Below are 25791 nucleotides of genomic sequence, written 5' to 3'. Positions count from 1 at the left end.
CCAGTCACCAGTCACCAGTCACCAGTCACCAGTCACCAGTCACCAGTCACCAGTTCAGGAAGAGGAGAGAAGAACAGAAAATTTATCTTTCCTCTTCCTTTTTCTCTTCCTTAATTTGCCATTCTTCGAGATCTCGTTCGACAGCGTATTTGAAATCAATGGGGACTAAAATAATCTCTAATTCTTCTTTTTTATTATCGTCTGGGTTGACTCGAGCGTAAAGAAATTTCCGATCGAAATTTTCCTCTCCTAATACTAAAATATAAGGTTGAGAGCGCTCTTTCAGGTCTATTGAAATTGTCGCTAAAGGTTCGGATAAACCATACTCTTCAAGTTCTTCAGAACGAGCTAGAATTAAGCGATCGCGTTCTCCATCGACCAATAAATCGAGTAAAAACGAAACTGCGGGATCGCTAGCAGGAGACTCTTCTGGTTCTTCTATTTGCCAAGAAGATGTTTCGCGATCGCTTTTAATAAACTCCAACTTTTCTTCTTCTCGTTCAATGGTAAAGCCTTGAATATCCTCTTTTATAAAATCAAAAATTTGTCGTTGTTTGGCGGCGTTAACTTCTTGTTGAGATTTGCCAACCGTTTCATATAAATAGACAAAAGTGGTTAAAAAAAGAGCGGTAATGACTAATCCCCAAGTTGTTTTCTTTAATTTCATAGATATTGAGAAAAACAATTCAAAATTTACAAATAATAATGAATAGGAACGCGACCCAAAATATTCCGACTCCTGTGTCGCGTTCTCTTTTTATTAATTCCATCGTCCCACGACAACTCTCATGGTTCCATCGCTGAGGGTTTCTTGTTCTTCTAAGTTAAATCCTTGGTTTTGGACGGTCGTTAATAAGGTTTTGTGAGCATATTTTTGCAGGACAGAATTCACAAACTGTTGGCGATTGAGATTGACACCCCAAAAATCGGCAACGATATCGTAAGTTTCTCCATTTTGACGAAAGCCAATATCATAGCGATTGGGACGGCGAATGACATAATCGGCGGTGGTGCTTTTGTTTTGGTATCCCCGAATTTCTGTATTGCATTCAACCTCGTATCCTAATTCCTGCAAGACGACCTTGAGGATTTCGCCGTTTTTAATTTGAACCTTAATCGTGCTGAAATGAGACATGGCAATTCTCGGCTGATGAAAATGGATGAACGTTCACCCTCTAACAATAACGCAAAATCCGGTACAAGAAAATCTCAGAATTTGCGATCGCATTTCAACTTTACTGGTTGAGGACTGTTGCAGTTTGTTACAATACCTATAAATTTCGCTTAAATTTCCGAAGAGAAAATCTTTACTCCTTATGTCATCTGCTACTAATTCCTTACCAACCAACTTAAGTCGCATTGTCGAACGATTTAAACGGCGTACCGATCCCAAACAACGCTATCGACAATTACTCGCCTATGCTAACAAATTGTCGGTGATGCCAGATGCGGGAAAAATCCCTGACAATAAAGTACCGGGATGCGTCTCGCAAGTTTATATTACCGCCGATCTCGAAGAAGGGAAAGTGATCTACCAAGGAGACTCGGATGCTCAATTGGTGAAAGGGTTAGTCGCACTATTAATTGAAGGACTCAATGGTCTAACCCCAGAAGAAATCCTCCAAGTTAAACCAGATTTTATTGAAGATACGGGCTTGAAAATGAGTTTAACCCCTTCTCGTGCGAATGGATTTTATAACATTTTTCAAACCATGAAAAAGAAGGCATTAGGATTTCAAATTGCGTCAACGGAATCCTAATTATTAAGAAGAAAAATAGTTTATTTTTCCTTGAAAGAACAGGTTCCCAGCGAATTTGCAGTTCTTGCTAAAGAAGAAAAATTACTTGGATCTGAACCATAGGTTAAGAACGGGGAATTTAGAAAGACAAGACGAGAACTTTCTAAATTCCAATCTAACTCAAAAAATCCAAAGGTTTTCAGGAATAAATGTCGATCGAATTGGCGATCTAATTCTAATTTTCCCGCGATCGGACAGTAACGATAGTTCTGTTTTTGATATCCCATAGCAAGGCCAATTGTATAGCCATAGTAAGTAGTCAGACCGATCGTATCAAAATTCGTAATATTAGGATAACGTCTGAAAACAATATCGATAACATTTTTTCTCAGAACTGAAAAATCGCTGCTTTTTTGTTCGAGATCGATCTTGATTTGTAAAACGTTTGTTTGTGGATTTTGATTAATAGAATAAGAATAAGTATTAAAATAAATTGAACGAACTTCTTCGTTTTTTTCTTGAACTTCTTGTTGGATGGCTAAACGGTTATCTGGGGATAATAAACTAGGAAATAATAGATGTGTTCTGTAAAAAGTCAATGTTAAAATCAAGGAAATACTCATCGCAAATCCCAAAGCAATTCTTAAATATTTTTGAGGTAAAGTTGGTAATTCTAAAAGAACTTTTCTTTTATTTCTCACAACGTAACTCCCGACAATCAGATCGTGAAATCCCTGTCTGGTTTTGAGATTAAAGAGAATGAAATACAATGTAATAATAATTGCGGTGCCGGTGTAAAAATCGATAATGAGAGAAAGGGGAGGTTGCCAGAAAATTTTGGAGAAAGGAAGCAGCATTGCCCCTAAAATGCTCCCTCTGATTAGAGAATGAGAGAGAGGAAGCATTTTACCATTTTTAGCGATCGCTTTAATTTTCGTAATTCGTTTACCAAGAGTTTGACCCTTTCCCCAATAACTATTGAAAACACCAAAATACAATCCAGTCAGACCAAAACCAATTAAATTCCCCCATCTCCCCCAACTCGCGAAAGCATCCCCAAAAAACCAGCCTAAAATTAGACTCAGAGACTCGAGCAAAGCTAAGTCGATTGAGAACGCAAAAATACGCCGCCACAAGATTAAATTTGGGTTTAGTTGAGAATCCATCGGGAATTTTGGAGATATCTCTTTCTTAATGAGGATGCGATCGCCTCATATTTTTGGGATCGGCAAAGTATTTTTTGATCTGATATTCTCTATTTTGGTAATCTTCCTTTTTCCACTATAATTCAAACTGTTGCCGCGCAAATCGAGCGAGCCAGCACGGCACAAATAAAATACTGAAACATTGAGGAGTCATTGATGCTTCCCTATAAACGAAATTTTTTAAAAGGTGCAATTGTTGGCTTAGCAGCATTATTGCTATCTGTCAATACGGCCAATGCGGAAAAAACAGAATCTGTTGAAGTCGCAGCAAGCCACGTTCAACATATGTCACCTTCCCTTCTGGATGGAGTCATCGAATATTTCCCCTTGCGATCGCTAGATGAATTACAAGGAATGAGAACGGATCGCGTTGCGGTTAATGTCACAGATAGCACGTACCACGGTTACCAAGCCGTCAAAGTTGTCGTCCAAGACAATCATAAAGATATTAAAAACCCTCTAGATCCAGAATTAAGAGCGCAAGAAATAGCAGATGGAGGATGCGACGGTTGTACGTTTTTTAATATTGGCACGAGGCCTTTTCATAATGGTGTAATTGAAGTTGATATTGCGAGCGGCCCCCCAGAATCCTTTGGCTTTATTGGCATTTTCTTCCGCGTCCAACTGGATGAAGATCAACCCAAAACAAAATCTAAATTTGAAGCGTTTTATCTGCGACCCAACCTCAGTCGCGCTGATGAACCTCTACGAAATTTTACCACGCAATATTTTTCTAAGCCCGATTATCCTTGGTACAGGCTGCGAGAAGAAGAACCCAACAAGTATGAGGCCTATGCTGATATTCAACCCGGAGCTTGGACAAAACTCCGCATTGAAGTATCTGGAGAAATGGCAAAGTTCTACGTGAATAATGTCCCCGAACCTGTCTTAGTGGTCGAAGATCTCAAACATGGTGCCGATGCAATGGGAACGATCGCATTGTATACGGAACCCGGGATTGAAGCCCACTTTAAAAACTTAAAAATCACCCACGCTCCTTAATCACACGAGCAAGAGAGGAGGGGAAAATCCCCTTCTTTTGCCATCATGAATAATCACAGAAATATTATCGAGTAACAATCGCAAAATATTGATTGAGGAATGATTAATGATTAAATGGTTAACAGCAATTGCGATTGCATTATTGCTGTTTTTTTGCTATCCGAACCAAACCAAAGGTTTAGCATTATCCTTAAATTCCCAAGAGGCGATCGCGGATATTCGGCAAACTGAATATTTTCCCCTCCGTTCAATCGACGAAATCGAGAATTTTAATAATAATCGCGCCGATGTTATCGTCAAAACAGTAAATTATCGCGGTTTTGACAGTTTGCAAGTGACTGTTTCTCCCGAGCATCAAACCATCGATCCCAGCAAAGCGATCGCCGAACAAAGCGATGCTTGCGATAGCTGCACGTTCTTAAATATTCTCACTCTGCAACCGTTTCATAATGGTGCGATCGAAATCGATGTTGCCAGCACCGTACCCGAAAATGCCCCCGATTGGGCGCGAGGATTTATTGGTATTATGTTTCGGATTGATGCTAACTACTCATCTAATGGCAATATTGATGCTAAAAACTCGACTTATGAGGGCATTTATCTTCGGCCGCTCAATAGTCAATCGGATGACCAACTCCAGCGCAATCATAGCATACAATATACTTCCGTTCCCGGCTATCCTTGGTACGATTTGCGCCGCAACTCTCCCGGATTATATGAATCCTATGCTTCCATGCAACCAGCAAAATGGACGAAAATGCGGATTGAAGTTGAAGATAATACAGCATATTTATATCTAGATAGGCGTTTAGAACCGGCATTAATTATCAGCGATTTAAAACAAGGAGAAGCCTTACAAGGAGCGATTGGCTTATATACAGAACCCGAAACCATCGCTTATTTTAAAAATTTAACAATTACTCATTATTAGAAATTCAAGCAAAAACTGAGTTGTCTTGATGTACGGTAGCACCATCTTAGTTCTGAAAGCAAAAGACTATATTCTGGTTTGATTGTTTAGAATGAGAATCAATCCCGAGCAAACAGCTATTTTCTCAAATTCTCTCCTATGCTATACCGTCGCTTTGGTCGTACAGAACTGCAAATCCCCATTTTTTCCTGTGGAGGAATGCGCTATCAATATAAATGGCAAGATATCAACTGGCAAGATGTCCCTCAAGACAATCAAAACAATGTTGCAGCGACTATTCGCCGTGCTATAGATTTGGGAATTAATCATATTGAAACCGCACGAGGATACGGATCTTCTGAAATGCAGCTAGGGGCAGTTTTGCCTAAGTTACCAAGGGATGAAATCATCGTCCAAACTAAAGTCGAACCGGTTGCCGATCCAAAAAAGTTTCGTGCAACTTTCGATCGCTCTCTGAGCTATTTAAAACTCGATTATGTGGATTTGTTGGGGTTGCACGGGATTAATAATGCCGAACTCTTGCATTATAGCCTCAAACCGGGAGGCTGTTTGGCAGAAGCGAAAAAATTACAAGCTGAAGGAAAAGTCCGTTTTATTGGTTTTTCTACCCATGCTCCCACAGAAATTATTATTCAAGCTATAGAATCGGGAGAATTTGATTATGTCAATTTACATTGGTATTATATTTTTCAAAATAATTGGCCGGCAATTGAAGCCGCACGTCGTCAAGATATGGGAGTCTTTATTATTAGTCCGTCGAATAAAGGTGGGATGCTTTATCAGGCTCCAGAAAAGCTGGTTCAATTGTGTCAGCCATTAAGTCCAATGGTTTTTAATGGTTTGTTTTGTTTGTCTCACCCAGAAGTGAATACCCTTTCCATCGGTGCTTCTCATCCTTCAGATTTTGACGAACATTTACAAGTTTTAGACTTGCTCGATCGCGCTGAGGAAATATTGCCGCCTATTTTAGAAAGATTAGAACGCGAAGCGATGAATTGTTTGGGAAAAGATTGGTATTTAACATGGCAAAAAGGACTCCCTCAACCGGAAGAAACTCCCGGTAATATCAATATTCCGACAGTTTTATGGCTGCGAAATTTAGCGATCGCTTACGACTTGATTGAATATGGTAAAATGCGCTATAATCTCTTAGGAAATGGTGGACATTGGTTCGCTGGCAAAAAAGCTAAAAATGTTCGCCAATTCGATTTAAGCAATTGTTTGCAAAATAGTCCCCATCGAGATAAGATTCCCGCCTTTTTAGAAGAATGCGATCGGCTTTTAGGTGGAGAAGGTATTAAGCGACTCTCCCAACAATAAAATGATTAAAGTGCGATGCGTATTATCGTAAAGGATAAATGCAGCGCCATCCTTGGTTGGGAAGTTCGATCGCCACTTCTTGTAACGATAAATATTGATGGCGATCGCGATCGAAACTGGCAAAAATATCATCGGCAGTACAATTGGCATCATAAGGTGACATTCCCGCACGAATCAAACAATTGAGCAATTCTCGGCGCTCGATCGTGCCACTACGATTGCACGCAGACTCTCGGACAACGGTATGAAAATTATCCATCAAAACGCGGGTTACGTAATCGACAGCGATAACGAGATGGCATTGCATTTGGGGAATTTGAGCGCAAATTTCTTGCAGAGAGACCTCTCCATCTCGATTTTGTCCGAGTCTCACAAAAATCTCTTTTGCCATTTGTTCGGCATAGTAACGCGGTGCATTTCTAAACGATCGCGCGATCGCCTTCACCAATTCACCTTGGGTTAGTTGGCGATCGCGATCGCGATCGAATTGCACCGTATAGTTAAAATTGTGCGTAAATGTTTTAACAATTTGTTCGACGATCGCTCGTGCATTAATACATCGATCGGCGACTTCAAGGATCTGTTCCCATGCTTCCCCAATGGGAATTCGTCCGCTTCCCGTCATCTCAATATTGTAGAGAATTTCATTAGTAATGCGCTCGGCAATATGATGCGGCATGCAATTTGTTGCCACAAGAACATTAATTAATTCATGGTGATCGATCGTGCCATCTGGATGAGAATCAGCCATTCGCAATGCTTGCTGAAAAGTATGAATAAAACCTTGTACGAGTTGCTCGACTATATCGCCAATTTTACGATCGAGACAGGGAATTTTTTGTTTGACTGCTTCAATTAAAAGCAAGCCATTTTGAGGAGTATCGAGACATTGAAAAATTTCATCAACCATATAAGTTGCAATGGATTCCGGGGTTTGCGCTCGCAGTAAAAGATCGATCGTTTCTTGTCGTCCAATCCTTTCTTGGCGATCGGAAACCGCACCTTGCAAAAATTGTTGAAAGTTATTCAGGTAAACCTGAATCATGCGATTGATAGTAAGATTCAATTGTGTGTCCAACATTTTTTCCCTCAGCAATACAAACACCTACTGCATATCAAACTAAAATAAAAACTGAAAAATATCAAATATTAAATGATATTTTTACAGTTAATATGCTAAGGTTTAAATCTAATATTGTTTTCAATGTTTATGGAGTTTGTTAGTTTTTTATTGAAGTTTTTATGATTCTATTGGTGACCAAATGGGAATCGTAACAATTGAGTATGAAGTTTTTATTGGCTTTATATGAAATTTGTATTGATGTCTTATGAACTTCTTGAACTTCATAACTTCTCATATCTTGCCGATCTCCCTTGCGATCGCGCTAACTCTTGTCCCTGTTGATTAATACAAGGCAATATTTCGTTCGGAGCTTATAGTATGGTTCTATCAATGCGATCGCGACCGCAGATTTGCCCGAGAGCGCGGATATTTACAACGCATGGCTCGATCGCTGGTCTACTCGTAATTTAGTCTTTGCTGGGGAATCGAGTCACAATTATTTTTTTAATGCCTTTGAGCGATCGGGAACAGAGGATCGATCTTTTTTTCTTGATGAATAAACTTTTCTAAAGCATCTAAGCAAGGAATTAATTCATGAGGAGGTGGCGGCACATATCGTCCGACTCCATCTAATCTTGCCAGTTCCGCTCTTGCTTTTACAAGCAAAACCCATATATTCTGAGAAAATTCTAAAGATTCTGGTAAATTGTCTGGAATAAAAGCCCAGTCGCGATCGCCTCCTAGGGAAACTTCCCAGAATTTACCGCCAGCACTTGATGTAAAAGTGGATTTATCCATAATGCCCCCATGTCCTGCAATTTCACTCCTCACCCGCTTATTAAAATTTAAGGCATATTTTTTTAATTGGCAAAATTGAATTAAAATTTAAGGCATATTTTTTTAATTGGCAAGATTAAATTAAAATTTTTACCACAATCCCCACACAGACAAGATTTTGTTAAGCATCTCTGACAGGATTGTTGCAGCTTTCTTAACAATTTGTTAGATTACGGCAAAATTTCGAGGAAGCGGATTAGACCTCTCCGGGAAACCTGATTTTTGCACGGCATAATCAGGGTTTCAGCCTCATTTTTCCGAATTATCGGAGATGTCTATTGAATAGAAGGAAAATATTCCGAGAATAGATTAACCTACTCGTCTTCTGTTTGTTTGCTGCGAATAATAAAATAACTAATAGAAAGCATCAAGACCGCGATCGAGATCGCAATCAGATCGCTAGAAGACTTGGTTTCCAAATCAAAAATAATGATTTTTCGAGCAACAGCAATGAGAGAGGTAACAATTACTAATTCAAGTTGAATGCTGTGCTTTTTTAAGTAAGCTGTAATGTTTTCTAAGATTTCTAGGGCAACTAAAATGTTTAAAAAGAGACCAAAAATATCAAAAATATCATCTTTTAAAGAATGCGATGATTGAATAAACAGATCGGTGACGAGTAAAATACATAAATCGCAGATCGCCCATAAAATTACCCCCACCATTAGCAAGGAAAGCACTTTGGACACTAAACTTTCAACAATTTTCAGAAACACCAAAAAGCGATCGTTTTTGGTGATCCCGTAGATTTGACGAAAAAGTTTGTTGACTTTCATTGCTTTCCCAATGCAAACAATAATATATAAATTGTGAAAAACGCCCGGAATTATCGGGCGTTAATTCATAGCTTGGTATTAGTGAATTTGCCTTATCAAAAGATAGAGTATCCTCAGATAAATTGTTACAAAATATGACAAGCTACTGTTGCCTTAGATGGCATTTGCCCCGGCGACTACCTCTAAAATTTCTTGAGTAATGGAGGCTTGACGTGCCTTGTTATAAGAGCGAGTCAGAGTTTTTACTAATTCCGTGGCATTATCGCTGGCGCTATTCATTGCCGTCATGCGAGCCGCTAATTCGCTAGCTGCTGACTCTTGTAGGGCGCGGAGCAATTGGTTATTGAGATATAAAGGCAAGAGAGCATCGAGAATTTGCGCGGGATCTTGCTCGAAAATCATATCCTTGGGAAAGGAACTCATGGGAGTCGATACTTTTTCGCGTTCGACGCTAAACGAACCCCCAGCCGTCGTTAAGTGAAAAATTTCATCATCGGCATTTTCTAAACCTTGGATCGATAAAGGTAAAAGCGTTTGGATGACCGGACGAGAGCTAATTAAAGAAACAAATTTAGTGTAAACTAGCTCGATGCGATCGACACTTTCCGAAAGAAAGAGAGAGAGTAAATAGTCCGCGACTTTTGAGGCTTCCGAAGCGGTAGGAATTTGATTGAGTCCGATATAGCTTTGCGCGATGGGGGCTTGTCGGCGTTCGTAATATTGGGTTGCCTTCCTACCCACTAAAATTAATTTATAGTTGACTCCTTCCTTTTTTAATTCTTTAATCCGCGCTTCTACTTTTTTGATGACGTTCGTGTTATAGCCGCCACAGAGACCGCGATCGCCAGAAACGACTAATAGCCCTACAGTTTGAACCGGACGTTGTTTGAGTAAGGGCAGATCGACATCTTCAAATTGCAGGCGGTTTTGCAAGCCATAAAGCACTTGTGCCAAACAGTCAGCAAAAGGACGGGTTGCCGTGACTTGTTCTTGAGCGCGACGCACTTTAGCCGCCGCCACGAGGCGCATGGCTTCGGTAATTTTGCGAGTATTTTTGACTGACTTAATGCGATCGCGAATAGCTTTAAGATTGGGCATTTCAGTTATCAGTTATCAGTTATCAGTTATCAGTTATCAGTTAGAGGAAGAAAAAAGACTTTTTTCTTCCTCAAATCCCTAGCAATTAAGCAGAGACGGCAAAGGTTTTCTTGTACTCAGAAATCGCACCTTTGAGCAGACTTTCTCCAGCATCGGTGAGTTTTTTCTCCGAAGCGATCGATTGAGCAAAGTCGGCCTTGCTGGTTTTCAGGTATTCTCGGAAACCTTGGGTAAAGGCAACGATTTTTTCGGACTCGATATCATCCAAATACCCATTCAAGCCAGCATAAACGAGGGCAACTTGTTCGTAAACGGCGAGGGGAGAATATTGGGGTTGTTTGAGAACTTCCCGCAAGCGCTGACCTCGTGCCAATTGTGCTTGCGTTGCTGCATCCAAGTCAGAAGCAAACTGAGAAAAGGCTTCCAATTCGGCAAACTGTGCCAATTCCAGTTTTAATTTTCCTGCCACTTGTTTCATGGCTTTGATTTGTGCGGCAGAACCTACGCGAGATACAGAAATACCGGCGTTGATTGCCGGACGGAAACCGGCATTAAATAAGTCAGAAGATAAGAAGATCTGACCGTCGGTAATGGAAATAACGTTGGTGGGAATATAAGCGGAAACGTCACCAGCTTGGGTTTCAATGATGGGCAATGCGGTCATGCTGCCGCCGCCTAAATCATCGCTGAGTTTTGCCGCCCGTTCCAACAAACGAGAGTGAGCGTAGAAAACGTCTCCGGGATATGCCTCACGACCGGGGGGACGACGCAGTAATAAGGACATTTGCCGATAAGCCTGCGCTTGTTTGGACAAATCATCGTAAATCACCAAGGTAGCTTTACCTTGGTACATAAAGTATTCAGCAATCGTCGCGCCAGTGTAGGGAGCGAGATATTGTAGGGTTGCTGGGTCACTAGCGTTGGCAGCAACAACAACGGTATAGCTCATAGCTCCGCGCTCTTGCAGTTCTCCGACGACTTGAGCGACGGTAGAGGCTTTTTGACCGATCGCGACGTAAACGCAAATTACGTCTTCTTTGGCTTGGTTGAGGATGGTATCAACGGCAACGGCGGTTTTTCCCGTTTGGCGATCGCCAATAATTAACTCGCGCTGTCCTCGTCCGATGGGAATCATCGCATCAATAGCGGTAATCCCAGTTTGCATGGGTTCGTGGACGGAGCGACGTTCAATAATCCCGGGAGCAGGAGATTCGATTAAACGGGTTTCGCTCGATTGAATCTCGCCCTTACCATCGAGAGGACGAGCCAAAGCATCAACGATACGACCGACAATAGCTTCTCCGACAGGAATTTGTGCGATTTTACCCGTGGCTTTAACGGTGCTTCCTTCTTGGATGCCAACCCCACTGCCCATTAATACCGCCCCGACGTTATCTTCTTCTAGGTTCAGGGCAATACCGACGGTACCTTCCTCAAATTCGACGAGTTCCCCCGCCATGACTTTTTCTAAGCCATAAATCCGCGCAATTCCGTCTCCAACTTGGAGGACGGTTCCTACATTAGAAACTTGAACATCTTGATCGTAGGATTCGATTTGCTGGCGAATGATATTGCTAATTTCGTCCGGTCTGATACTAACCATAGTTTGTTTTGGGTAATGGGTAATCGGTAACGGGTAATCGGTATTTTTAAGCGTTCAAACTCATGCCAATGCGACGAAGCTGGCCGCGCAAACTGGCATCTAGGACTTGAGAGCCGACTTTGATGATGACTCCGCCAATAATATTGGGGTCGATTTTCGTTTTCAGTTCGACTCCTCGGGCGCTGGCAAGTCTTCTCACGCGGTCTTCTACGGCTTGGCGCTGTCCTTCGTTCAATTCTCGAGCGCTGGTGACTTCTGCTAAAACGGTTTGATTGAGTTCTCGTAAAAGCACGAGGTATTGCGCCACGACTCCTTCAAGAAAAACAATGCGCCGTTTGTCTACCAGCAGCATTAAAAAATTAATCAGTTGAGCGTCCGTTTCTTCGCCCATGACGCGACGAAGAACGGCTTTTTTATCGTCATCCGCAACAATGGGATTGATGATAAATTCGCGTAACTCTGGGGAGTCTTCCAGCAATCGTTCTAGGGCGCGGAAATCTTCGCCAAAGCGATCGGCTAGATCTCGCGATCGCGCCAGAGACATCAATGCCTGCGCGTAAGGTTCGGCAATGGAGCTACTAACTAAAGATCCTTTCATGGGTTATCCTCCTAATTGCCCGATACAGCGATCGATGAGGCGCTCTTGTTTCGAGTCGTCCAATCGATCTTTGAGTTGTCCTTCCACCCGTTCGATCGCCAGAGCGACGGTACGCTGGCGCAATTCCGCGATCGCTTTGTCCTGTTCGGAACTAACATCGGCGGCGGCGGTGGCTTTCATGCGCTCGACTTCTGACTTGCCTTGCGCCAAAACTTCTTCTTTGGCACGCTGTGCCGTCTGTCCGGCGGTGGTTAAAATTTGCTGAGCCTCTTCTTTGGCCTGCGCTAAATTTTGTTGCGCTGCGGCTAATTCAGAAGCGGCTTTAGCGGCACGTCCTTCAGCTTCTTGAATTTCTGCCTCAATTTTGGCGCGTCGTTCGTCGAGAATTTTCCCGACAACTTGGCCGCCGTAATAAACCAAGATTCCCAGAAGCAAGGCAAGGTTGATGAGGTTGGCTTCAAAAATATCGAAGTTTAATCCGAATCCGCCTTCGGCTTCAGTGGCTAGATAAAATACTGTCCACACAATCTTTATTTTCCTTAAATTTGACTATCTTGCCAATTCCGATCCCAATAGTTTTTCAAGAATCTGCCAGCTTAAAGCATCGACATCCCCTTCAAGGGTGCTGAAGGCTTGAGATTTTTGTGCTTCAATCTCTCGGGCTGCATTTTCGCGTTCTTGTTGGACTTCTTGCTGAGCGGTTTGGACTTGGGCGGCCACAACTTGTTGCGCTTCCTCCCGAGCCTTGGCAATTATTTCTTGGGATTGACGGCGAACGTCTACTAATTCTTGTTCGTATTGTGCGGCGATCGCTTTGGCTTGTTCTAAGCGTCCTTTCGCGTCTTGGGTTTGAGTGCGAACGTAGTCGGCACGTTCGTCAATAACATTACCCAAGGGCTTGTAAAAGATTTTATTGAGAAGAATGACTAAGACAATAAATTGAAACGCCATCAAGGGCAATGTTGCATCAAAGTCAAACATTCCTCCTGCTTCTGCCGCTTCTGCCGCCAATAAAAAACTCCAATGTATCATTGTTGAAGATTCTAAATTTTTCTCTTTGGATGGAGGGTAGAGAGAAGAATCAGCTATTTTTGCATTCAGAATTCAAACAATTATCTCTTCATTTTGAATTTTGAATTGATAATTTTGAATTGACTCTCTCTCTACCTTTTTTTGTCCCGCGATCGGGCAGTGAATTACGAGAAGGGGTTGGCGAAAAGCAGAACCAAGGAAACAACCAAACCGTAAATGGTGAGAGATTCCATGAACGCCAAACTCAATAACAAGGTTCCGCGAATTTTTCCTTCAGCTTCGGGTTGACGAGCAATCCCTTCAACGGCTTGACCCGCGCAGGTTCCTTGACCGATTCCAGGGCCGATTGCAGCCAAACCAACAGCGAGAGCAGCAGCAACAACGGAAGCAGCAGCGACTAAACTATCCATGATTTTTTCCTTTGAGTAATTTTTAACAACGACAACAAGTGAATATTTGCCCTAAAGCAGCAATATTAGTTCAGTAAGCGAGAGCCGCTTACTCATGCTCTCCTTCGCCATGCCCTTCGAGTGCTTCGTGAATGTAAGCAGCCGCGAGGGTGGCAAAAACGAGAGCTTGGATGGCACTCGTAAAGAGTCCCAACATCATAACGGGTAAGGGAATGAACAGAGGGACCAATAAGACGAGAACCGCGACCACCAATTCATCTGCCACAATGTTTCCGAAAAGACGGAAGCTCAGGGAGAGGGGTTTGGTAAAATCTTCCAAAATATTGATAGGCAAGAGAATCGGCGTGGGTTCGATATATTTAGCAAAATATTTCAAACCGCGTTTTCTAAATCCTGCGAAAAAGTAGGCCAGTGAGGTCAACAGCGCCAAAGCAACGGTGGTGTTGATATCGTTGGTGGGAGCCGCCAGTTCTCCGGCTGGAATATGAAGTAATTTCCAAGGAAGGAGCGCTCCCGACCAGTTTGAGACAAAAATGAATAAGAATAGAGTGCCAATGAAAGGGACCCAAGGTCGATATTCTTTTTCCCCAAGCTGATTTTTCGCGAGATCTCGCACGAATTCTAGGGCAAATTCCATGAAGTTCTGCACGCCACTGGGGACGCGCTGAGCGTTCCGGGTGGCGGCTAATGAGGCAATGACTAACAAGGCAATCACAAACCAAGAGGTTAGGAAGACTTGCCCGTGTACCGTCCAGCCACCGACATTCCAGTAAAAATGTTCGCCAACTTCGAGGGATGCTATCGGAAGAAAGGTAAAAACCTTCAAGCCAGCAAAAAATTCCATTGGGCTTTATTTCCCCAATTTCTTAAAAACATCAACGGGATTTCTCGTGAAAATTTTGAGATAAATTTTCTTTCTCTGCGGCAAACGCGATCGCGCTATTTCTCTGCTCACTCCTTTTTCATAAATTCTGAGAAAGTCGTTTGCACGGTATAGGCGATAATCGCTGCTTTATAGGTGAGAAATCCCAAAAATACAGGCACGATATGCAGTTGCTGCCACTGAGTGGCAACGATAATTAATCCTGCAAACAAAGCTAAACGATTGGCGCTGACGCGATTTCCTCCCTCGCCCAATCGTTCCACGTTCTTGGCCAGCATTCTCAGATAAACGATACCCACGCAGGCTCCGAGCAAATAGTTCAGGGCGGTAGAGAGGGAATAGTTCAACCAAACCAGACAAAAGATAATTCCCGTCATGGCAAGAGTCCAAATCAACAAATCTTGTTTGAGTTGGTAATACTCTGCCATTGAATTTCCCCTCGGTTTAGGGGGGGATTCTCTAGGGTTTTCTCTTTCTGATTGAGGGTTGAGAGATGGGTCAGACGGGTTCACGTTTTTGAGTTAGGGGTCAGTCCAAATCGATCGCTCGTTTCGAGCCAAGGGAAATCTTATCACGGCTGTGGAACAATTCTTAAATTTTTGTTTAGACGATATATTGGTTCGGTTCGGAACGGTCAATTATTGTCAACGGCGAATTAAAACTGCATGGGGGACCAATTGCCGGAGGGAATGAAACTCGCCCAATAATAGGGATGTTTGTATTCTGGGTTCATTTCTCCTTGTAACATTTGCAGTTTGATTTCTCTCAGTCCCTCACTTCTGCTCTCTCCGGCTTTAAGTTTCTGGTAATAGGCGACCATGAGTTCTTGGGTGGCGCGATCGCTGACTTTCCAGAGGCTCATAACTTGGCTTTCGGCTCCGGCGATGACGAGGGCGCGTCGCAAGCCGTAAATGCCTTCGCCTCTCGCTACACCGCCTAAACCCGTATCGCAGGCGGAGAGGACAACCAATTGAGTCCCTGCCAATCTCAAGCCGGTGGTTTCGAGGGCGGTGAGGAGTCCGTCTTCTGCGCCGCCCTCACTTTTCATCCCGGCAAGGACTAAGCCCGACCAGAGTAAGGGGTTGTCGGTGGGGTCGTTGGAGGGCGGTTTTTCGCGGAAAAAGCCGTGAGTGGCAATATGCAGGATGCTGGGGCGACATTGTACGAAAAAAGATTAATGTGATACAATAAAATACAATTTTTCGATTTCCAAAAATTTTAAACTATAATAATAAATTTTTTAGGAGCTTTCAATCGTGCTAAAAAATGTAAGTCTTAGTAAATTACGTTTGATTAATGAAAATCTTGTAAATCTTCTTACTTCATATCAAGAAGAAGACGATCAATATCAAAAGTTTTTAAGTGAAAACTTGGAGCTTTTATACAAAGCATTGGCTGATTCTAACATTGCTGAAGAATATAAAGTTGCGGTAGTAGGATCATTCAAAGTGGGTAAGTCATCCTTTGTTAATGCTTTATGTGATACAGGAAGACTTGCATCGGTAAATACTCAACCAGAAACAGCCACGATCGCTATTTTTAAATATGCTGAGACGGCATATGCACAAGTGCATATGATCAGCAGAGAAAAATGGGAAGAAATGGCAGAACCTTTTAAAAATGATCCATCATACAAAGATGATACTCGTTATAGTAAGATTTTCAAAAAAGAAAAATCTGGTGAGTTAGAAATTCCATTAGTAGAGTTAGAGGAAAAATATATAGCATCCCCCAGTATTATAAAAACTATTGAATGTTCTGATTGGAATAACCCAAAATCCCGTAAAGAATTTACTAAGCAAATTAAAAAATATACGTCTAGTCGAGATCCTGTACATTCCTTAGTCGATCGTCTTGAGGTGTATGTCCCTATTTTGCTACTAAAAACCGGAATAAAATTAATTGATACTCCTGGACTGAATGATACTGATCGTTACCGAGTTCGATTAACTGAAGAATTAGTAGAAAATGTTGATGTTATTTTATTTCTAACACGATCTGGAGGATCGTATTCAAAGTCAGATAAAGAATTTATCACGACTCAATTACGAAAAGGTAAAATCAAACATTTGCTAGTTATAGTAACTCAATGTGATTTGACTTTTAATTGTGCATGTAAAGATGCTAAAAATGACGATGAAGAAATTCCAACTTTTGCAAAATATCTTGAAATAGAAGAAAAGCGTATTCGAGAGCAGATTAACAAAACTTTGGATGAACTTTTGGATTCCGAAATAACAGAGGAACAAGGCTATTTTTTCATAGAACAATTGGATAATATCAAAATTAGTTTTATTTCATGTCAATACTACGAAGATCAGCAAGAAAATGCTGGAATTGATGAGTTAAGAAATGAATTAGAGCAAATGCTCGCAAAAAGTGAACGTATTGTTAGAGCAAAGCAGACTCTATTCAAATCCTTTGAAACAGTTTATGAAAAAACCAAAATACTTTTTCAGACTCGCTTAGATACAGTTACTAAAGATTTTGATAAAAAAAGATTTCAAGAACAATTAACTACTATTTCATCAGAACTCGAACATAGTATGAATATCTTTCGTAAAACTACAGATGAAAAAGCTCAACAATTGAAAGATAAGAATAACTCTGATTGGGAATTCATAACCGCTAAAATTAAGATTATGTTAACCTATGCAGAGTTGGTGATTTCAAATGAATTTGAAAAAAAAGATATTGCTAAACACTGGAAAACGAGACGTTATTTGAATTGGGGAGATTTGAGCGATTTACAAAACAAAATTGCTAATCGTTATTTATTGAAATGCAAGTTGTTTTAGAGAGATATACAGATGGATTTGAGAAAGTTTTGGAACAAATTAAAAATGGTTTGGATGGATTGCAAAAAAGTATTATAAAGATAGAAAAAAATAATAGCTTGGATGAAGCTATCAAACCTTTAAATCTAACTAAATTTTTTGATACTAAATACCAATCTTCTCTTGATAATTTGCGATATACAATTAATCACAAAAAACAAAATATTATTAGTTGTGTAGATGACTTTATTTCTGATGATGTAAAGAGTAAAATCGAACAACACAAACGGAAAGTAGCTGGTATTCGTGGAATTGGAACAACTAAACTACAAAACCAAGAAGTGACGGAATTTTACAATTATTTAAAAGAAAAAATGAACGGGGAACTGAGCAACTTCTTGAACAATGAAATGCAATCCTTTGCTTTACATCTTGAACAGCAAGTAACATTGATTTATCGCGATCTTAAGGATGAACTTGAGACTGTTATAGATACCTATTTTCAAAGTATGGAAATAAATTTAGCTCGACTCAACCAAAGTGAAAAAAAGAAATTAGTTCAGTACTTAACAGGTTCATTAGATGAACTTGAAGGAGTTGAGAAAATTTATTTACAATTGAAGAAGCTAAACTAAGACATTACTTCGTATACTTTTGCCTTCAAAATAGCTTGAGATGATAACTCCATTAGATATTTTGTCATCCGAATTAGATCACCTTTACCAGAGTTTGATTGATTCTGGATTTTTAGCTACTTAGTGCATCTTACAAAATTTAAATTGAGTTGAGAGAAGCCTTAAAAAAATGGACGGGTTTTGCCCAAGCGATCGCGATCGCCAGCACCATCCCCAAAACGATTAGAATTCTTGTCGGTTTATATCGCACGATCGTCCTTCCTCTTGTAACTTTCGCGAGCCAAATTCAACGATTTAACGAACATTGCTCCCTGCTGACCACACAATTATATTAATTTTCTCACTGCTTTCCCATTTTTCTGCCTATGCGATCGCCTCTCAAAATGTATCAAAAGTGCGATCGCATTATCAGAGATTCGGTTCATCCGATGCAATCCCATGCAATCTAACTTACCGTCACCATCAACCCAACTTTTAAGCCTAAAGATTCTAATAATGTTTGTAAAAGTTTGAATTCAATCTCTCCCGTTTCTTGTAGTTTGCGATCGAAGCGATCGAACTGTGCTTGAAAACTCTCTGAAAAATTAGTGAACCCTCCTTTTGCTTCAATAACATTGGCAAAGGCTTTTTTAATCATTTTAGGATCGCCTTCCTCTAAAACCACTTCAAGATACATCGCCGCTTCTGAAGGATCTTTTAAAGATTTAATAAGTTCTGTATGATAACTAATAGTTTTAGGCATTGTCTCGACTCAGATACTTTCGAGAAATTGAAAAGGGTTAAAATTATTGTGAGTTAATCTTGCACGATCGCCCGGCTTCCTGTAATGTTATATGCGCCAAACTCAACCATTTAATTTCATCGCGATTGAAGATTGTTCCTTGCTGACAGCACAATTGCCATTGCGCGATCGCTTCTTCTTTCTGTTCTGTTTGTTGATAAACTTGCGCTAACAAACAATGTGCCGCACCCCGATTTTTAATCTTTTCAATCCCGTCTGGTTTCTCTGCTAAAGCGATCGCTTCTTGGAAAGAACTTTCTGCAATATCGTGTCGCCCTTCCAACCAAAATGCCCAACCCAAGTTTTTGAGCAGATTGTAATGCACCGATATCAATTTCTCATCCACTGACAATCCTTGCCAAAGCAGAGGAATTGCAAATTCTGCTTGCTCTTCTACAATATACAAGCGAGCCAGATTATTTTGTGCCGAAACTAAGCCCCCATTTGCCGCGATCGCGTATTGCGTTTCTGCCTTCTCCAACTCCTGCAAATCTTCGTAAATTACGCCGAGATTGTAGTTTACTTTAATATTATTGGGATCGATATTCAAGGCTTGTTTATAATAGTCCTCAGCCGTCGCTAACTGTCCGTCTCGATAGCGTTGTGTTCCTTGCTTGGCATACCATTCCGATAGTACCGGCAGATTAGCGCGAAAAATGACTAGAAAGAAGCAAAACAACGCGATCGAAACTAACTTCATTTCCTCGTGAAAATGCTTGGGAATTCTCAATCTTACTAATAGTTTATTAAAGCCTTCTTGACCGGATTGCGTGAATTCATTACTCGCTTGTAGGAGAGCAATCAAACTGGGAAAAGTTACCGCGATCGCCCCCACCAAACCCGTCCCTCCCACTAAAAAGCGCGGCACGATATCCAACAATAACCCCACATTTGCCGTCCACCCCAGCACATTTCCCATTTTCCACAACCAATCAAACCGATCCCAAGGATGCGGAGGTGCTTCTGTTTCTAACTCCCACCACCACGCCTTTTCCGGGTCGATCTGCAAACTCTGTCGCCACTTCGCCAACTTGACAACCTTTACGATCGCCCCTGCTTGAAGTTTTAGTCGATCGTCCAACTCCACCAAAACGCGATCGCCCTCCCAAACACTCCGATCCTCGCGATCGAGACGCACTTGCAAAATATCTCTCGCTTTTAAAACCGTTAGGGCTAATTCAGCCGAGAGATTTGATTCAGATTGCTCTAAATTGGAGAGTGCCTCCTTATAGTTTAGGAGTGCTTCATCTAACAGAGAATGGCTCATGAATTGAGTTGCGATCGCAATATTCCTAGGATAACCTGAGTTCGGGTTAAGAAGCAGAGGGTAAAGCCCACTCCAACTGCAATTTGGGCTTTTTGGGTTGCGTCGAGGTTTGGAAAAAACTCAATCTTAAAGGTTTCAAAGAGTTCGCGAGGGAGCTTGTGACTGACATAGCCTCGCTCTGCAAAGACTTTCCCATTCAAAGTTTCTCGCAGGTCAAGCACGGGCTTGCGGTCATCTGTATTACCCGGAGTGATTGTCAGATTGAGCAGTTCTCCGCATTCGCTGACAACAAGATGAAGTTTCAAGCCATAGAAACAGCCCATTGAGGTTTGGCCTCGGTAGGAAATTCCTGACTCCATTGCTGATATACATGCTCAAAATAGTAACTTTTGAAGTTGCGGTAATGACTTTGATGAAAGGCTATGAGTATCGTCATTATTTCACTTAGACATAGCGATCCTTCCTTATCCCGAACTGACGTCACTTAAGTATAAGTCTATATTTTGTGTCAGGCTGCTTTTCTCATTATGTTAAAATGCGATTGCATTTTTTAAATACTTGCTCAAAAAACCGAGCCACTTTATTATCTTTTTGCCTCTTACCCAGAATATTAATAAAGCAAATTATTGATTGACTTTAATCGTTGAACTTAAGTATATCGTTCGTTTATCCTTATTTTTCCTGCAATCGTGTCTATCATCTTCATCTATCTTCATCTTAAATTCACAAAGGAAGTTTTTATTTAAAGATTAAGTAAAAAGTTGTTTTTTGAATTCAGTTTATCCGGATGGCACCCCCACAACGAGCTAAGAGGAAATACGGATGTCATTATCGGGGTTTTTGACTATGCAGAAACAATTAAAATCTCTTACTCTTGCGGGAGTCAGCTTGACTCCACTTTTAACGATCGCGGATTTAAGCCAAGCGCAAGATATACCAAAACAATCGGAAGCAGAAATTACCAGCGATCGCGAAAATAATCTCGAGGAAAATATCCTACCGGAAAACGTGGCGATCGCAGCCCCACCAGAATCCTCAGATCCTCGCGATCGCTTTTACTCGTCTCCCGCGCAGCGTTTAGAAGAAGCCCCTTGGCTATTAGAATCTTTAAAACCCACCATTGAATTTAGCGAGAGCAAAATGCCTCGAGAGGATCGGAATTCACTGCCGCAACCCACACCCCCAGAAACCAACCCTATCGAATTTACTCCCCGCATTGGAGCGGGCTATACGACATCAGATGGAGGCTATGATAGTTTAACCAGCATTCAAGGATTCTTGCCCATACAAACTTCGCCTCACGACTTATTTTTTCTGGAAGGAAATTGGCGATTTGATAATGGTAATAACGATCGCCTCGAAGGAATTACAGCAATTTTAGGCTATCGAACTTTTGCTTCGAAAGGCGATCGCCTTTGGGGAGGGTATGTTGCTTATGACAAGCGGACGACGGATTTTAGCGTCTTCCATCAATTGGGCTTGGGTTTTGAAACTTTGGGAGATGTGGATTTTCGGGTTAATGGTTACATTCCCCTCGGGCAAAGTCGTAATTTATATGCGACAAATTCTTTCGATACGGGAACGCAATATTCCGATCTATACTTCCGCGATCGCTATTTAATGTACGACACTTTTCGGATGTTTGGGGAAACACGTTTTTACGAGATGGCGTTAGGCGGGTTTGACGCGGAATTAGGGGTTAAACTACTCTCTTTTGGCGCACCGAGTCAGGATCTGCGCTTGTATGGTGGGGCGTATTACTACAGTGGTGAAAGCGTTACTCCGACATGGGGATGGCGAGCAAGATTGGAAGCACGCCCAACCGAGATGTTAAATTTGGGCCTATCCTTACAACAAGACGATCTTTTTGGCACCAATCTTTCCTTTACATTCGGCGTGAGTTTTCCCAGCCATCGTCGGAAGCGGAAATTAAAGGAGAACGAAACGAATTTACCTCGTTTAGCTGATTCGGTTCGGCGCAACCCTACAATTGCTGTCACTTCAGACACGGAAACCGAGATTTTTACCGAACAAGAGACTGAAGTTCTCGCAAAAAATCCGGCAACGGGACAACCTTGGATTTTTCGTCACGTGACTTTAGGCGCGACGGGGGGAGATGGCACATTTGAGCGTCCTTTTGGCACCGTACAAGACGGCTTGAATACATCCCTTTCTGACGGCAATCATATTGTTTATGTCGAGATTGGAGATGATATCAAGATACCGGGCTTTAGTATTCTCGATCGCGTTCAAGTGCTTTCTCGCGGTCCGGTACAGCCTCTCGAGACGATTCAATTTGGGAATATTCAGATTCCTCTCTCGGGGACGGGTAAATATCCGACGATTCGCGGAACTTCTGTTACAGATGGTGCAATAACTGGGATGGTTGCTTTAGGCAATCACTCGACGTTATCGGGTTTTACGATTCAAGCCGATGACAATAATGGCATTATTGGCGAGAATGTAACCGGGGCGATCGCTCGGGATAATCAAGTTTTCAATAGCGATCGCGGAGTTCACCTGCGTGGGGATGGCGGGACCACTAGCGTGACACTATTGAGAAATTCTATTAGCGATGCCGCACGACAGGGAATCTTTTTCGATGTCCTCAATGGCGGAGCAATTGTCAATTCAGCAATTCTCGACAATTTCATTGCCGACACTATTAATGATGGTATTCGTATTGAAGCAATAAGTAGTTCGCGTTTGGAAAATATCACCATTTCTGGCAATACTATTCGCGATATTCCCGATGGAGAAAATAATTTTGCTGATGGAATTGACATTTTTATAGCCGAAGGAGCAACAGCTAATAATATTTTCATTTCTAATAATACGATTGTCAATATTCCTGATGATGGGATTAATATTGGCATTCATAATAAGCCGAGTTTTGGCGGCAACATGAATAATGTCACAATTGCGAATAATACCATCTCAAATGTTGGTTTTAATTCTCATGCTTGTGGTACGGGAATTGAGATATACAATAGTTCTTCAAATGCTCAAGTTTTTAGCAATCTTAATCTCTTCAATAATTATATTCAAGAGGCTCGAGATAGTAGCATTACGATCGACTCAATTGCTCATGCTGACAAACCAAAAGCCAATCAAGGTGGAATATTTACAATTACTCGTTTTGCTGGCAATACCAGTATTAATCCGGCAAATGGAGTCGATTTAGGATTTCTTTTGGGCAAAAAAAATGGAGCCTCGGTTGAGTTTATCGGTTTGGGAACAGTTCAATTTAATAGTGATATAGCGCCGGCGATCGAGAATACTATTCGGAATAATAATGATTTTGCAGCTAATATTAGCTGGACTAATAGTACCAATCGGAAGAAATGTCCCACTTTAAAATAAATATCAAACTCTCAATCAATCTCTAGAATGGCTGAAGATAGATCGACATCTTGTAGATCGACATTAGCTAATATTGCCTCTGTTAATTTTGCTTTGCGTAAATTTGCTCCTTTTAAATTTGCTCCGGTTAAATTAGCAGCAATCAATTTTGCACCCTCTAAATTCGCATTTTCTAAATTCGCTCCACATAAATTAGCACCAATCAAATTTATGTTTTTTAAACAAGTATTAGCAAGTTGAATATTTTCTAAATGGGCATTACGAAAATTACGCCTTCCTAGGCTATAGTGTTGCAGTAATTCTCCGGCATCGGTGACACGAAGTTCCCGTTGAGGAGGGCGCTGATAAGTAAAAGTAAAAGTATCACCGCAGTGTAAGATATGGCGAAATTCTTCATAAAAAGGATACGAGCCAATACCGCTTAAATTAATCCACGCCCGAGAGCGAGTTAAGGCAATAAATAATTGATTTCTGAGTTGTATACTACTTTCGTTTTTCGCAATTCCATCTAAACCGATAATATAGACCATATCTGCTTCGTGTCCCTTGGCGCGATGAATTCGAGAAACTGTTATTGCACCTTCACACCAAAAGCGATCGGGGTTGTAGTTATACCGATCGCTTTTGAGGATATTACAATCAGAGGTGCTGGGAATATAAATATCTAACCCTTGCTGCATTAAGAAATTAGCAACGTAGGTTTCTAATTTAGCTGCTTCAAAAAATTGTCCTAAAACAATGACTAAAATTTCTGGACTGGGGCGCAAACCATCGTATCTTAAATTATGCACGAGATTGCGAGCGAGATGGGAGAGTTCTTGCTGGCGATCGCGAAAAATTTGTAACTCGAGATAAGACTTTTTCCAAAACTTCGCGATCGGATTGGGTGAGTTTTCTCGGGGGCGATGTAAGGTAATCTTTTGTTGGGAATAAAATTTGCCTTGAACTTCATAGCCGATTGCTTGCCATTCTTCTTTTCTCGTCATTCCCGTCAGCATTCCTTGAGGGCGCAATAAACCCATTGCGATCGCGTGAGCGGCTGTTAAGATTAAATGAGGAGTTCTATAACATTTGCAGAGGATTTCGCTCTTTTTAATGCCGCCTAAATACTGTCCCGTAACAAGATGTCCCAATTCTTCGCCGAACAATTTACTCGCGCTGGGAATCCGCAAACTTTCTAAACTTTGTATCTCATCATAAGCCCAAATGAGTCGTCTTTTCTCGGGATGAGTTGGATCGGTTGGGTGTAAAGATTGATAAGCGAGCCAATAGAAGGATTGTTTGTTTGCAAAGTTCCAGCGATCGCTCATTAAATCCTGTCCTTCATCAATTAAAATGGCATCAAAAAGCTGCGGAATTGCTGCATTTTTTAATAAATGATTGCAGGCTTCGGCTAAGGCTTCACTGGGTTGCTTGCTTTCGGTTTGATTGGCGCTTAAACTGGGAATTCCGGCTTCCCAAGATAAGGTACTGTAAAATCCCGGTTGTTTGCGCGATCCCCAAGCATGAAGAACGAGTAAATTGCGATTTTTCGGATTGTAGCCGATTTCATTATGACTAAAATAACGCAACCAGCGATCGAGTTGTTCGATTAGAGGTTGATAGAGACTGCGAGAAAAGAAAACGAGAGCAATTTTCCAGTCAGGGTATTTGAGGTGAATATGTGCCGCTTTTTGACACAAGATAACACTTTTTCCCGAGCCAGCAATACCGCGAATGCGCTGACATCCGGGAGGAATTTGTTTGGCAATTCTTTCTTGTTGCAGATCGACTTCAGAAATCCATTCTCTTAGTTTTACAAGTATTTGACCGCGACTTTTTGAGTTCGTAAAAATAGGATGATTTTGCTGGCGATAAATGGGAGTTCCTGCTAAAATAGAAAGGAATAGTTTCCATTGTTCCTGCGTGAGTTTGAATGCAGTTCTCAAAGAAGAGATGGAAGCGATCGCATTGAAAATTCCATGCCTATTTTGGAGATTGTTTTTAAATAAAATTGGTGGATTTGTAGGAAGTTGATGAAAACCCCGTACTTGCCATTCTTCCTCAGAAATTAAAGGTAAAGCGATTAAAGCACGTCCGGTTACTTTTTCTTTGAGAATGGGTTCGCGATCGCAATATTCTAGTAATGTAAAAAGTTGATGCTCGGCTTGTTGATAAGGATTTCCGGTTGTAGTATAATAATTTTGAAATTCCCATTGATGTCCGGAAATATTCAGGATTTGCGAGATAGTAATTGATTTGACTTCAATAACGATTAAACCCAATTCGCGATCGGCGATAAGAATATCGGGTTCTTGGCGATACTTCCCCTGTTGAGAAAAGATAGGATAGCGCCAATAACCGAGGCATTCTCGCTGAGAAAATGCCTCTTTTACCGCATCCCAAACGATTTTTTCGCCTGTTTCTCCGGCTTTACCCAGAGGTTCTGTCTCGATAAAATAAGCACTATCTAGCATTATCGTAAACGGAGA

At 41.3% G+C, this 25791-nt stretch carries 26 protein-coding genes and 1 pseudogene; 8 read left to right on the top strand and 19 right to left on the bottom strand.

Features of this window, described 5'->3' with window-relative positions; translation table 11 throughout:
• Positions 1 to 82 precede the first annotated feature (82 nt).
• The gene (locus AC6RV6_RS16230; protein ID WP_500241916.1) at positions 83 to 667 is read right to left on the bottom strand and encodes a DUF4340 domain-containing protein; all 585 of its coding nucleotides are present in this window, start codon (positions 665 to 667) and stop codon (positions 83 to 85) included.
• A 93-nt stretch (positions 668 to 760) separates the two neighbouring features.
• The gene (locus AC6RV6_RS16225) at positions 761 to 1135 is read right to left on the bottom strand and encodes a DUF1257 domain-containing protein (RefSeq protein WP_500241915.1); all 375 of its coding nucleotides are present in this window, start codon (positions 1133 to 1135) and stop codon (positions 761 to 763) included.
• A gap of 181 nt (positions 1136 to 1316) precedes the next feature.
• Between AC6RV6_RS16225 and AC6RV6_RS16220 the strand changes: the two genes are divergently transcribed.
• The gene (locus tag AC6RV6_RS16220; protein ID WP_500241914.1) at positions 1317 to 1760 is read left to right on the top strand and encodes a SufE family protein; all 444 of its coding nucleotides are present in this window, start codon (positions 1317 to 1319) and stop codon (positions 1758 to 1760) included.
• Between the two features lie 20 nt (positions 1761 to 1780).
• Here the strand turns inward: AC6RV6_RS16220 and AC6RV6_RS16215 are convergent, their stop codons facing one another.
• Positions 1781 to 2905, bottom strand: a complete 1125-nt coding sequence (locus AC6RV6_RS16215) for an RDD family protein (RefSeq protein WP_500241913.1) — start codon at positions 2903 to 2905, stop codon at positions 1781 to 1783.
• A 195-nt stretch (positions 2906 to 3100) separates the two neighbouring features.
• Here AC6RV6_RS16215 and AC6RV6_RS16210 point away from each other — a divergent pair, with 195 nt between their 5' ends.
• The 3 genes from AC6RV6_RS16210 (at position 3101) to AC6RV6_RS16200 (ending at position 6197) form a co-directional block, all read left to right on the top strand.
• Positions 3101 to 3946, top strand: a complete 846-nt coding sequence (locus tag AC6RV6_RS16210) for a 3-keto-alpha-glucoside-1,2-lyase-like domain-containing protein (protein WP_500241912.1) — start codon at positions 3101 to 3103, stop codon at positions 3944 to 3946.
• 106 nt (positions 3947 to 4052) lie between these two features.
• Positions 4053 to 4877, top strand: a complete 825-nt coding sequence (locus tag AC6RV6_RS16205) for a LamG domain-containing protein (RefSeq protein WP_500241911.1) — start codon at positions 4053 to 4055, stop codon at positions 4875 to 4877.
• A gap of 138 nt (positions 4878 to 5015) precedes the next feature.
• Positions 5016 to 6197, top strand: coding sequence for an aldo/keto reductase (locus AC6RV6_RS16200; protein ID WP_500241910.1), 1182 nt, complete (start codon positions 5016 to 5018; stop codon positions 6195 to 6197).
• A gap of 22 nt (positions 6198 to 6219) precedes the next feature.
• Here the strand turns inward: AC6RV6_RS16200 and AC6RV6_RS16195 are convergent, their stop codons facing one another.
• From AC6RV6_RS16195 to AC6RV6_RS16140, 12 genes are all read right to left on the bottom strand, one after another.
• Entirely contained in the window at positions 6220 to 7278 is a 1059-nt protein-coding gene (locus AC6RV6_RS16195) for an EF-hand domain-containing protein (protein ID WP_500241909.1), read from the bottom strand.
• Positions 7279 to 7764: 486 nt separating this feature from the next.
• Complete coding sequence (locus tag AC6RV6_RS16190) at positions 7765 to 8058, bottom strand: hypothetical protein (protein WP_500241908.1); 294 nt, start codon at positions 8056 to 8058, stop codon at positions 7765 to 7767.
• Positions 8059 to 8411: 353 nt separating this feature from the next.
• A complete protein-coding gene (locus AC6RV6_RS16185; protein WP_500241907.1) occupies positions 8412 to 8873 on the bottom strand; it encodes a phosphate-starvation-inducible PsiE family protein in 462 nt (153 codons plus the stop codon).
• A gap of 153 nt (positions 8874 to 9026) precedes the next feature.
• Positions 9027 to 9971, bottom strand: a complete 945-nt coding sequence (locus AC6RV6_RS16180; protein WP_500241906.1) for a F0F1 ATP synthase subunit gamma — start codon at positions 9969 to 9971, stop codon at positions 9027 to 9029.
• 85 nt (positions 9972 to 10056) lie between these two features.
• The gene (atpA, locus tag AC6RV6_RS16175; RefSeq protein ID WP_500241905.1) at positions 10057 to 11574 is read right to left on the bottom strand and encodes a F0F1 ATP synthase subunit alpha; all 1518 of its coding nucleotides are present in this window, start codon (positions 11572 to 11574) and stop codon (positions 10057 to 10059) included.
• Positions 11575 to 11620: 46 nt separating this feature from the next.
• Complete coding sequence (gene atpH / locus AC6RV6_RS16170) at positions 11621 to 12172, bottom strand: ATP synthase F1 subunit delta (protein WP_500241904.1); 552 nt, start codon at positions 12170 to 12172, stop codon at positions 11621 to 11623.
• Between the two features lie 3 nt (positions 12173 to 12175).
• Positions 12176 to 12697: a F0F1 ATP synthase subunit B gene (locus AC6RV6_RS16165; protein WP_500241903.1), complete on the bottom strand. Its 522-nt coding sequence runs from the start codon at positions 12695 to 12697 to the stop codon at positions 12176 to 12178.
• Positions 12698 to 12721: 24 nt separating this feature from the next.
• Positions 12722 to 13204, bottom strand: coding sequence for a F0F1 ATP synthase subunit B' (locus tag AC6RV6_RS16160; protein ID WP_500241902.1), 483 nt, complete (start codon positions 13202 to 13204; stop codon positions 12722 to 12724).
• Positions 13205 to 13368: 164 nt separating this feature from the next.
• On the bottom strand, positions 13369 to 13614 hold the full coding sequence (gene atpE, locus AC6RV6_RS16155; protein WP_500241901.1) for an ATP synthase F0 subunit C: 246 nt from the start codon (positions 13612 to 13614) through the stop codon (positions 13369 to 13371).
• A gap of 88 nt (positions 13615 to 13702) precedes the next feature.
• The gene (gene atpB, locus AC6RV6_RS16150; protein ID WP_500241900.1) at positions 13703 to 14458 is read right to left on the bottom strand and encodes a F0F1 ATP synthase subunit A; all 756 of its coding nucleotides are present in this window, start codon (positions 14456 to 14458) and stop codon (positions 13703 to 13705) included.
• 107 nt (positions 14459 to 14565) lie between these two features.
• Positions 14566 to 15009 (bottom strand): ATP synthase subunit I, encoded by a 444-nt coding sequence (locus AC6RV6_RS16145; RefSeq protein ID WP_500241899.1) that lies wholly within the window; start codon positions 15007 to 15009, stop codon positions 14566 to 14568.
• A gap of 143 nt (positions 15010 to 15152) precedes the next feature.
• The gene (locus AC6RV6_RS16140; protein WP_500241920.1) at positions 15153 to 15641 is read right to left on the bottom strand and encodes a CHAT domain-containing protein; all 489 of its coding nucleotides are present in this window, start codon (positions 15639 to 15641) and stop codon (positions 15153 to 15155) included.
• A 112-nt stretch (positions 15642 to 15753) separates the two neighbouring features.
• Between AC6RV6_RS16140 and AC6RV6_RS16135 the strand changes: the two genes are divergently transcribed.
• From AC6RV6_RS16135 to AC6RV6_RS16125, 3 genes are all read left to right on the top strand, one after another.
• A complete protein-coding gene (locus tag AC6RV6_RS16135) occupies positions 15754 to 17295 on the top strand; it encodes a dynamin family protein (protein WP_500241898.1) in 1542 nt (513 codons plus the stop codon).
• The gene (locus AC6RV6_RS16130) at positions 17280 to 17909 is read left to right on the top strand and encodes a hypothetical protein (protein WP_500241897.1); all 630 of its coding nucleotides are present in this window, start codon (positions 17280 to 17282) and stop codon (positions 17907 to 17909) included. Before AC6RV6_RS16135 ends, AC6RV6_RS16130 begins: the two co-directional genes overlap by 16 nt.
• A gap of 149 nt (positions 17910 to 18058) precedes the next feature.
• Positions 18059 to 18244, top strand: coding sequence for a hypothetical protein (locus AC6RV6_RS16125; RefSeq protein WP_500241896.1), 186 nt, complete (start codon positions 18059 to 18061; stop codon positions 18242 to 18244).
• A 110-nt stretch (positions 18245 to 18354) separates the two neighbouring features.
• On the opposite strand, the gene AC6RV6_RS16120 is transcribed toward AC6RV6_RS16125, so the two are convergent.
• The 3 genes and pseudogenes from AC6RV6_RS16120 to AC6RV6_RS16110 form a co-directional block, all read right to left on the bottom strand.
• Entirely contained in the window at positions 18355 to 18651 is a 297-nt protein-coding gene (locus tag AC6RV6_RS16120; RefSeq protein ID WP_500241895.1) for a helix-turn-helix domain-containing transcriptional regulator, read from the bottom strand.
• A 43-nt stretch (positions 18652 to 18694) separates the two neighbouring features.
• Positions 18695 to 19957 carry a tetratricopeptide repeat protein gene (locus AC6RV6_RS16115; protein ID WP_500241919.1) on the bottom strand — a complete coding sequence of 421 codons (1263 nt, stop codon included), beginning with the start codon at positions 19955 to 19957 and terminating at the stop codon, positions 18695 to 18697.
• A gap of 87 nt (positions 19958 to 20044) precedes the next feature.
• Positions 20045 to 20429: pseudogene (locus AC6RV6_RS16110) on the bottom strand (transposase); the annotation flags it as partial.
• Between the two features lie 350 nt (positions 20430 to 20779).
• Here AC6RV6_RS16110 and AC6RV6_RS16105 point away from each other — a divergent pair.
• Positions 20780 to 23320 carry a right-handed parallel beta-helix repeat-containing protein gene (locus AC6RV6_RS16105; RefSeq protein WP_500241894.1) on the top strand — a complete coding sequence of 847 codons (2541 nt, stop codon included), beginning with the start codon at positions 20780 to 20782 and terminating at the stop codon, positions 23318 to 23320.
• A gap of 11 nt (positions 23321 to 23331) precedes the next feature.
• On the opposite strand, the gene AC6RV6_RS16100 is transcribed toward AC6RV6_RS16105, so the two are convergent.
• Positions 23332 to 25776 carry a pentapeptide repeat-containing protein gene (locus tag AC6RV6_RS16100; RefSeq protein ID WP_500241893.1) on the bottom strand — a complete coding sequence of 815 codons (2445 nt, stop codon included), beginning with the start codon at positions 25774 to 25776 and terminating at the stop codon, positions 23332 to 23334.
• Between the last annotated feature and the right edge of the window lie 15 nt (positions 25777 to 25791).

It is taken from the genome of Spirulina sp. LEGE 11439, from assembly GCF_059821285.1.
The sequence above is the reverse complement of the archived record's forward strand: the minus strand, read 5'-3'. Positions and strand labels throughout refer to the sequence as shown.

What these genes read in the sequence shown, in the direction of transcription:
- AC6RV6_RS16185 (WP_500241907.1), bottom strand. Translation starts at nt 8,873, where the DNA reads ATGAAAGTCAACAAACTTTTTCGTCAAATCTACGGGATCACCAAAAAC.
- AC6RV6_RS16195 (WP_500241909.1), bottom strand. Translation starts at nt 7,278, where the DNA reads ATGTTGGACACACAATTGAATCTTACTATCAATCGCATGATTCAGGTT.
- AC6RV6_RS16180 (WP_500241906.1), bottom strand. Translation starts at nt 9,971, where the DNA reads ATGCCCAATCTTAAAGCTATTCGCGATCGCATTAAGTCAGTCAAAAAT.
- AC6RV6_RS16130 (WP_500241897.1), top strand. Translation starts at nt 17,280, where the DNA reads ATGCAAGTTGTTTTAGAGAGATATACAGATGGATTTGAGAAAGTTTTG.
- AC6RV6_RS16205 (WP_500241911.1), top strand. Translation starts at nt 4,053, where the DNA reads ATGATTAAATGGTTAACAGCAATTGCGATTGCATTATTGCTGTTTTTT.
- AC6RV6_RS16230 (WP_500241916.1), bottom strand. Translation starts at nt 667, where the DNA reads ATGAAATTAAAGAAAACAACTTGGGGATTAGTCATTACCGCTCTTTTT.
- atpE (WP_500241901.1), bottom strand. Translation starts at nt 13,614, where the DNA reads ATGGATAGTTTAGTCGCTGCTGCTTCCGTTGTTGCTGCTGCTCTCGCT.
- atpB (WP_500241900.1), bottom strand. Translation starts at nt 14,458, where the DNA reads ATGGAATTTTTTGCTGGCTTGAAGGTTTTTACCTTTCTTCCGATAGCA.
- atpA (WP_500241905.1), bottom strand. Translation starts at nt 11,574, where the DNA reads ATGGTTAGTATCAGACCGGACGAAATTAGCAATATCATTCGCCAGCAA.
- AC6RV6_RS16160 (WP_500241902.1), bottom strand. Translation starts at nt 13,204, where the DNA reads ATGATACATTGGAGTTTTTTATTGGCGGCAGAAGCGGCAGAAGCAGGA.
- AC6RV6_RS16105 (WP_500241894.1), top strand. Translation starts at nt 20,780, where the DNA reads ATGTCATTATCGGGGTTTTTGACTATGCAGAAACAATTAAAATCTCTT.
- AC6RV6_RS16210 (WP_500241912.1), top strand. Translation starts at nt 3,101, where the DNA reads ATGCTTCCCTATAAACGAAATTTTTTAAAAGGTGCAATTGTTGGCTTA.
- AC6RV6_RS16120 (WP_500241895.1), bottom strand. Translation starts at nt 18,651, where the DNA reads ATGCCTAAAACTATTAGTTATCATACAGAACTTATTAAATCTTTAAAA.
- AC6RV6_RS16215 (WP_500241913.1), bottom strand. Translation starts at nt 2,905, where the DNA reads ATGGATTCTCAACTAAACCCAAATTTAATCTTGTGGCGGCGTATTTTT.
- AC6RV6_RS16115 (WP_500241919.1), bottom strand. Translation starts at nt 19,957, where the DNA reads ATGAGCCATTCTCTGTTAGATGAAGCACTCCTAAACTATAAGGAGGCA.
- atpH (WP_500241904.1), bottom strand. Translation starts at nt 12,172, where the DNA reads ATGAAAGGATCTTTAGTTAGTAGCTCCATTGCCGAACCTTACGCGCAG.
- AC6RV6_RS16200 (WP_500241910.1), top strand. Translation starts at nt 5,016, where the DNA reads ATGCTATACCGTCGCTTTGGTCGTACAGAACTGCAAATCCCCATTTTT.
- AC6RV6_RS16220 (WP_500241914.1), top strand. Translation starts at nt 1,317, where the DNA reads ATGTCATCTGCTACTAATTCCTTACCAACCAACTTAAGTCGCATTGTC.
- AC6RV6_RS16190 (WP_500241908.1), bottom strand. Translation starts at nt 8,058, where the DNA reads ATGGATAAATCCACTTTTACATCAAGTGCTGGCGGTAAATTCTGGGAA.
- AC6RV6_RS16100 (WP_500241893.1), bottom strand. Translation starts at nt 25,776, where the DNA reads ATGCTAGATAGTGCTTATTTTATCGAGACAGAACCTCTGGGTAAAGCC.
- AC6RV6_RS16225 (WP_500241915.1), bottom strand. Translation starts at nt 1,135, where the DNA reads ATGTCTCATTTCAGCACGATTAAGGTTCAAATTAAAAACGGCGAAATC.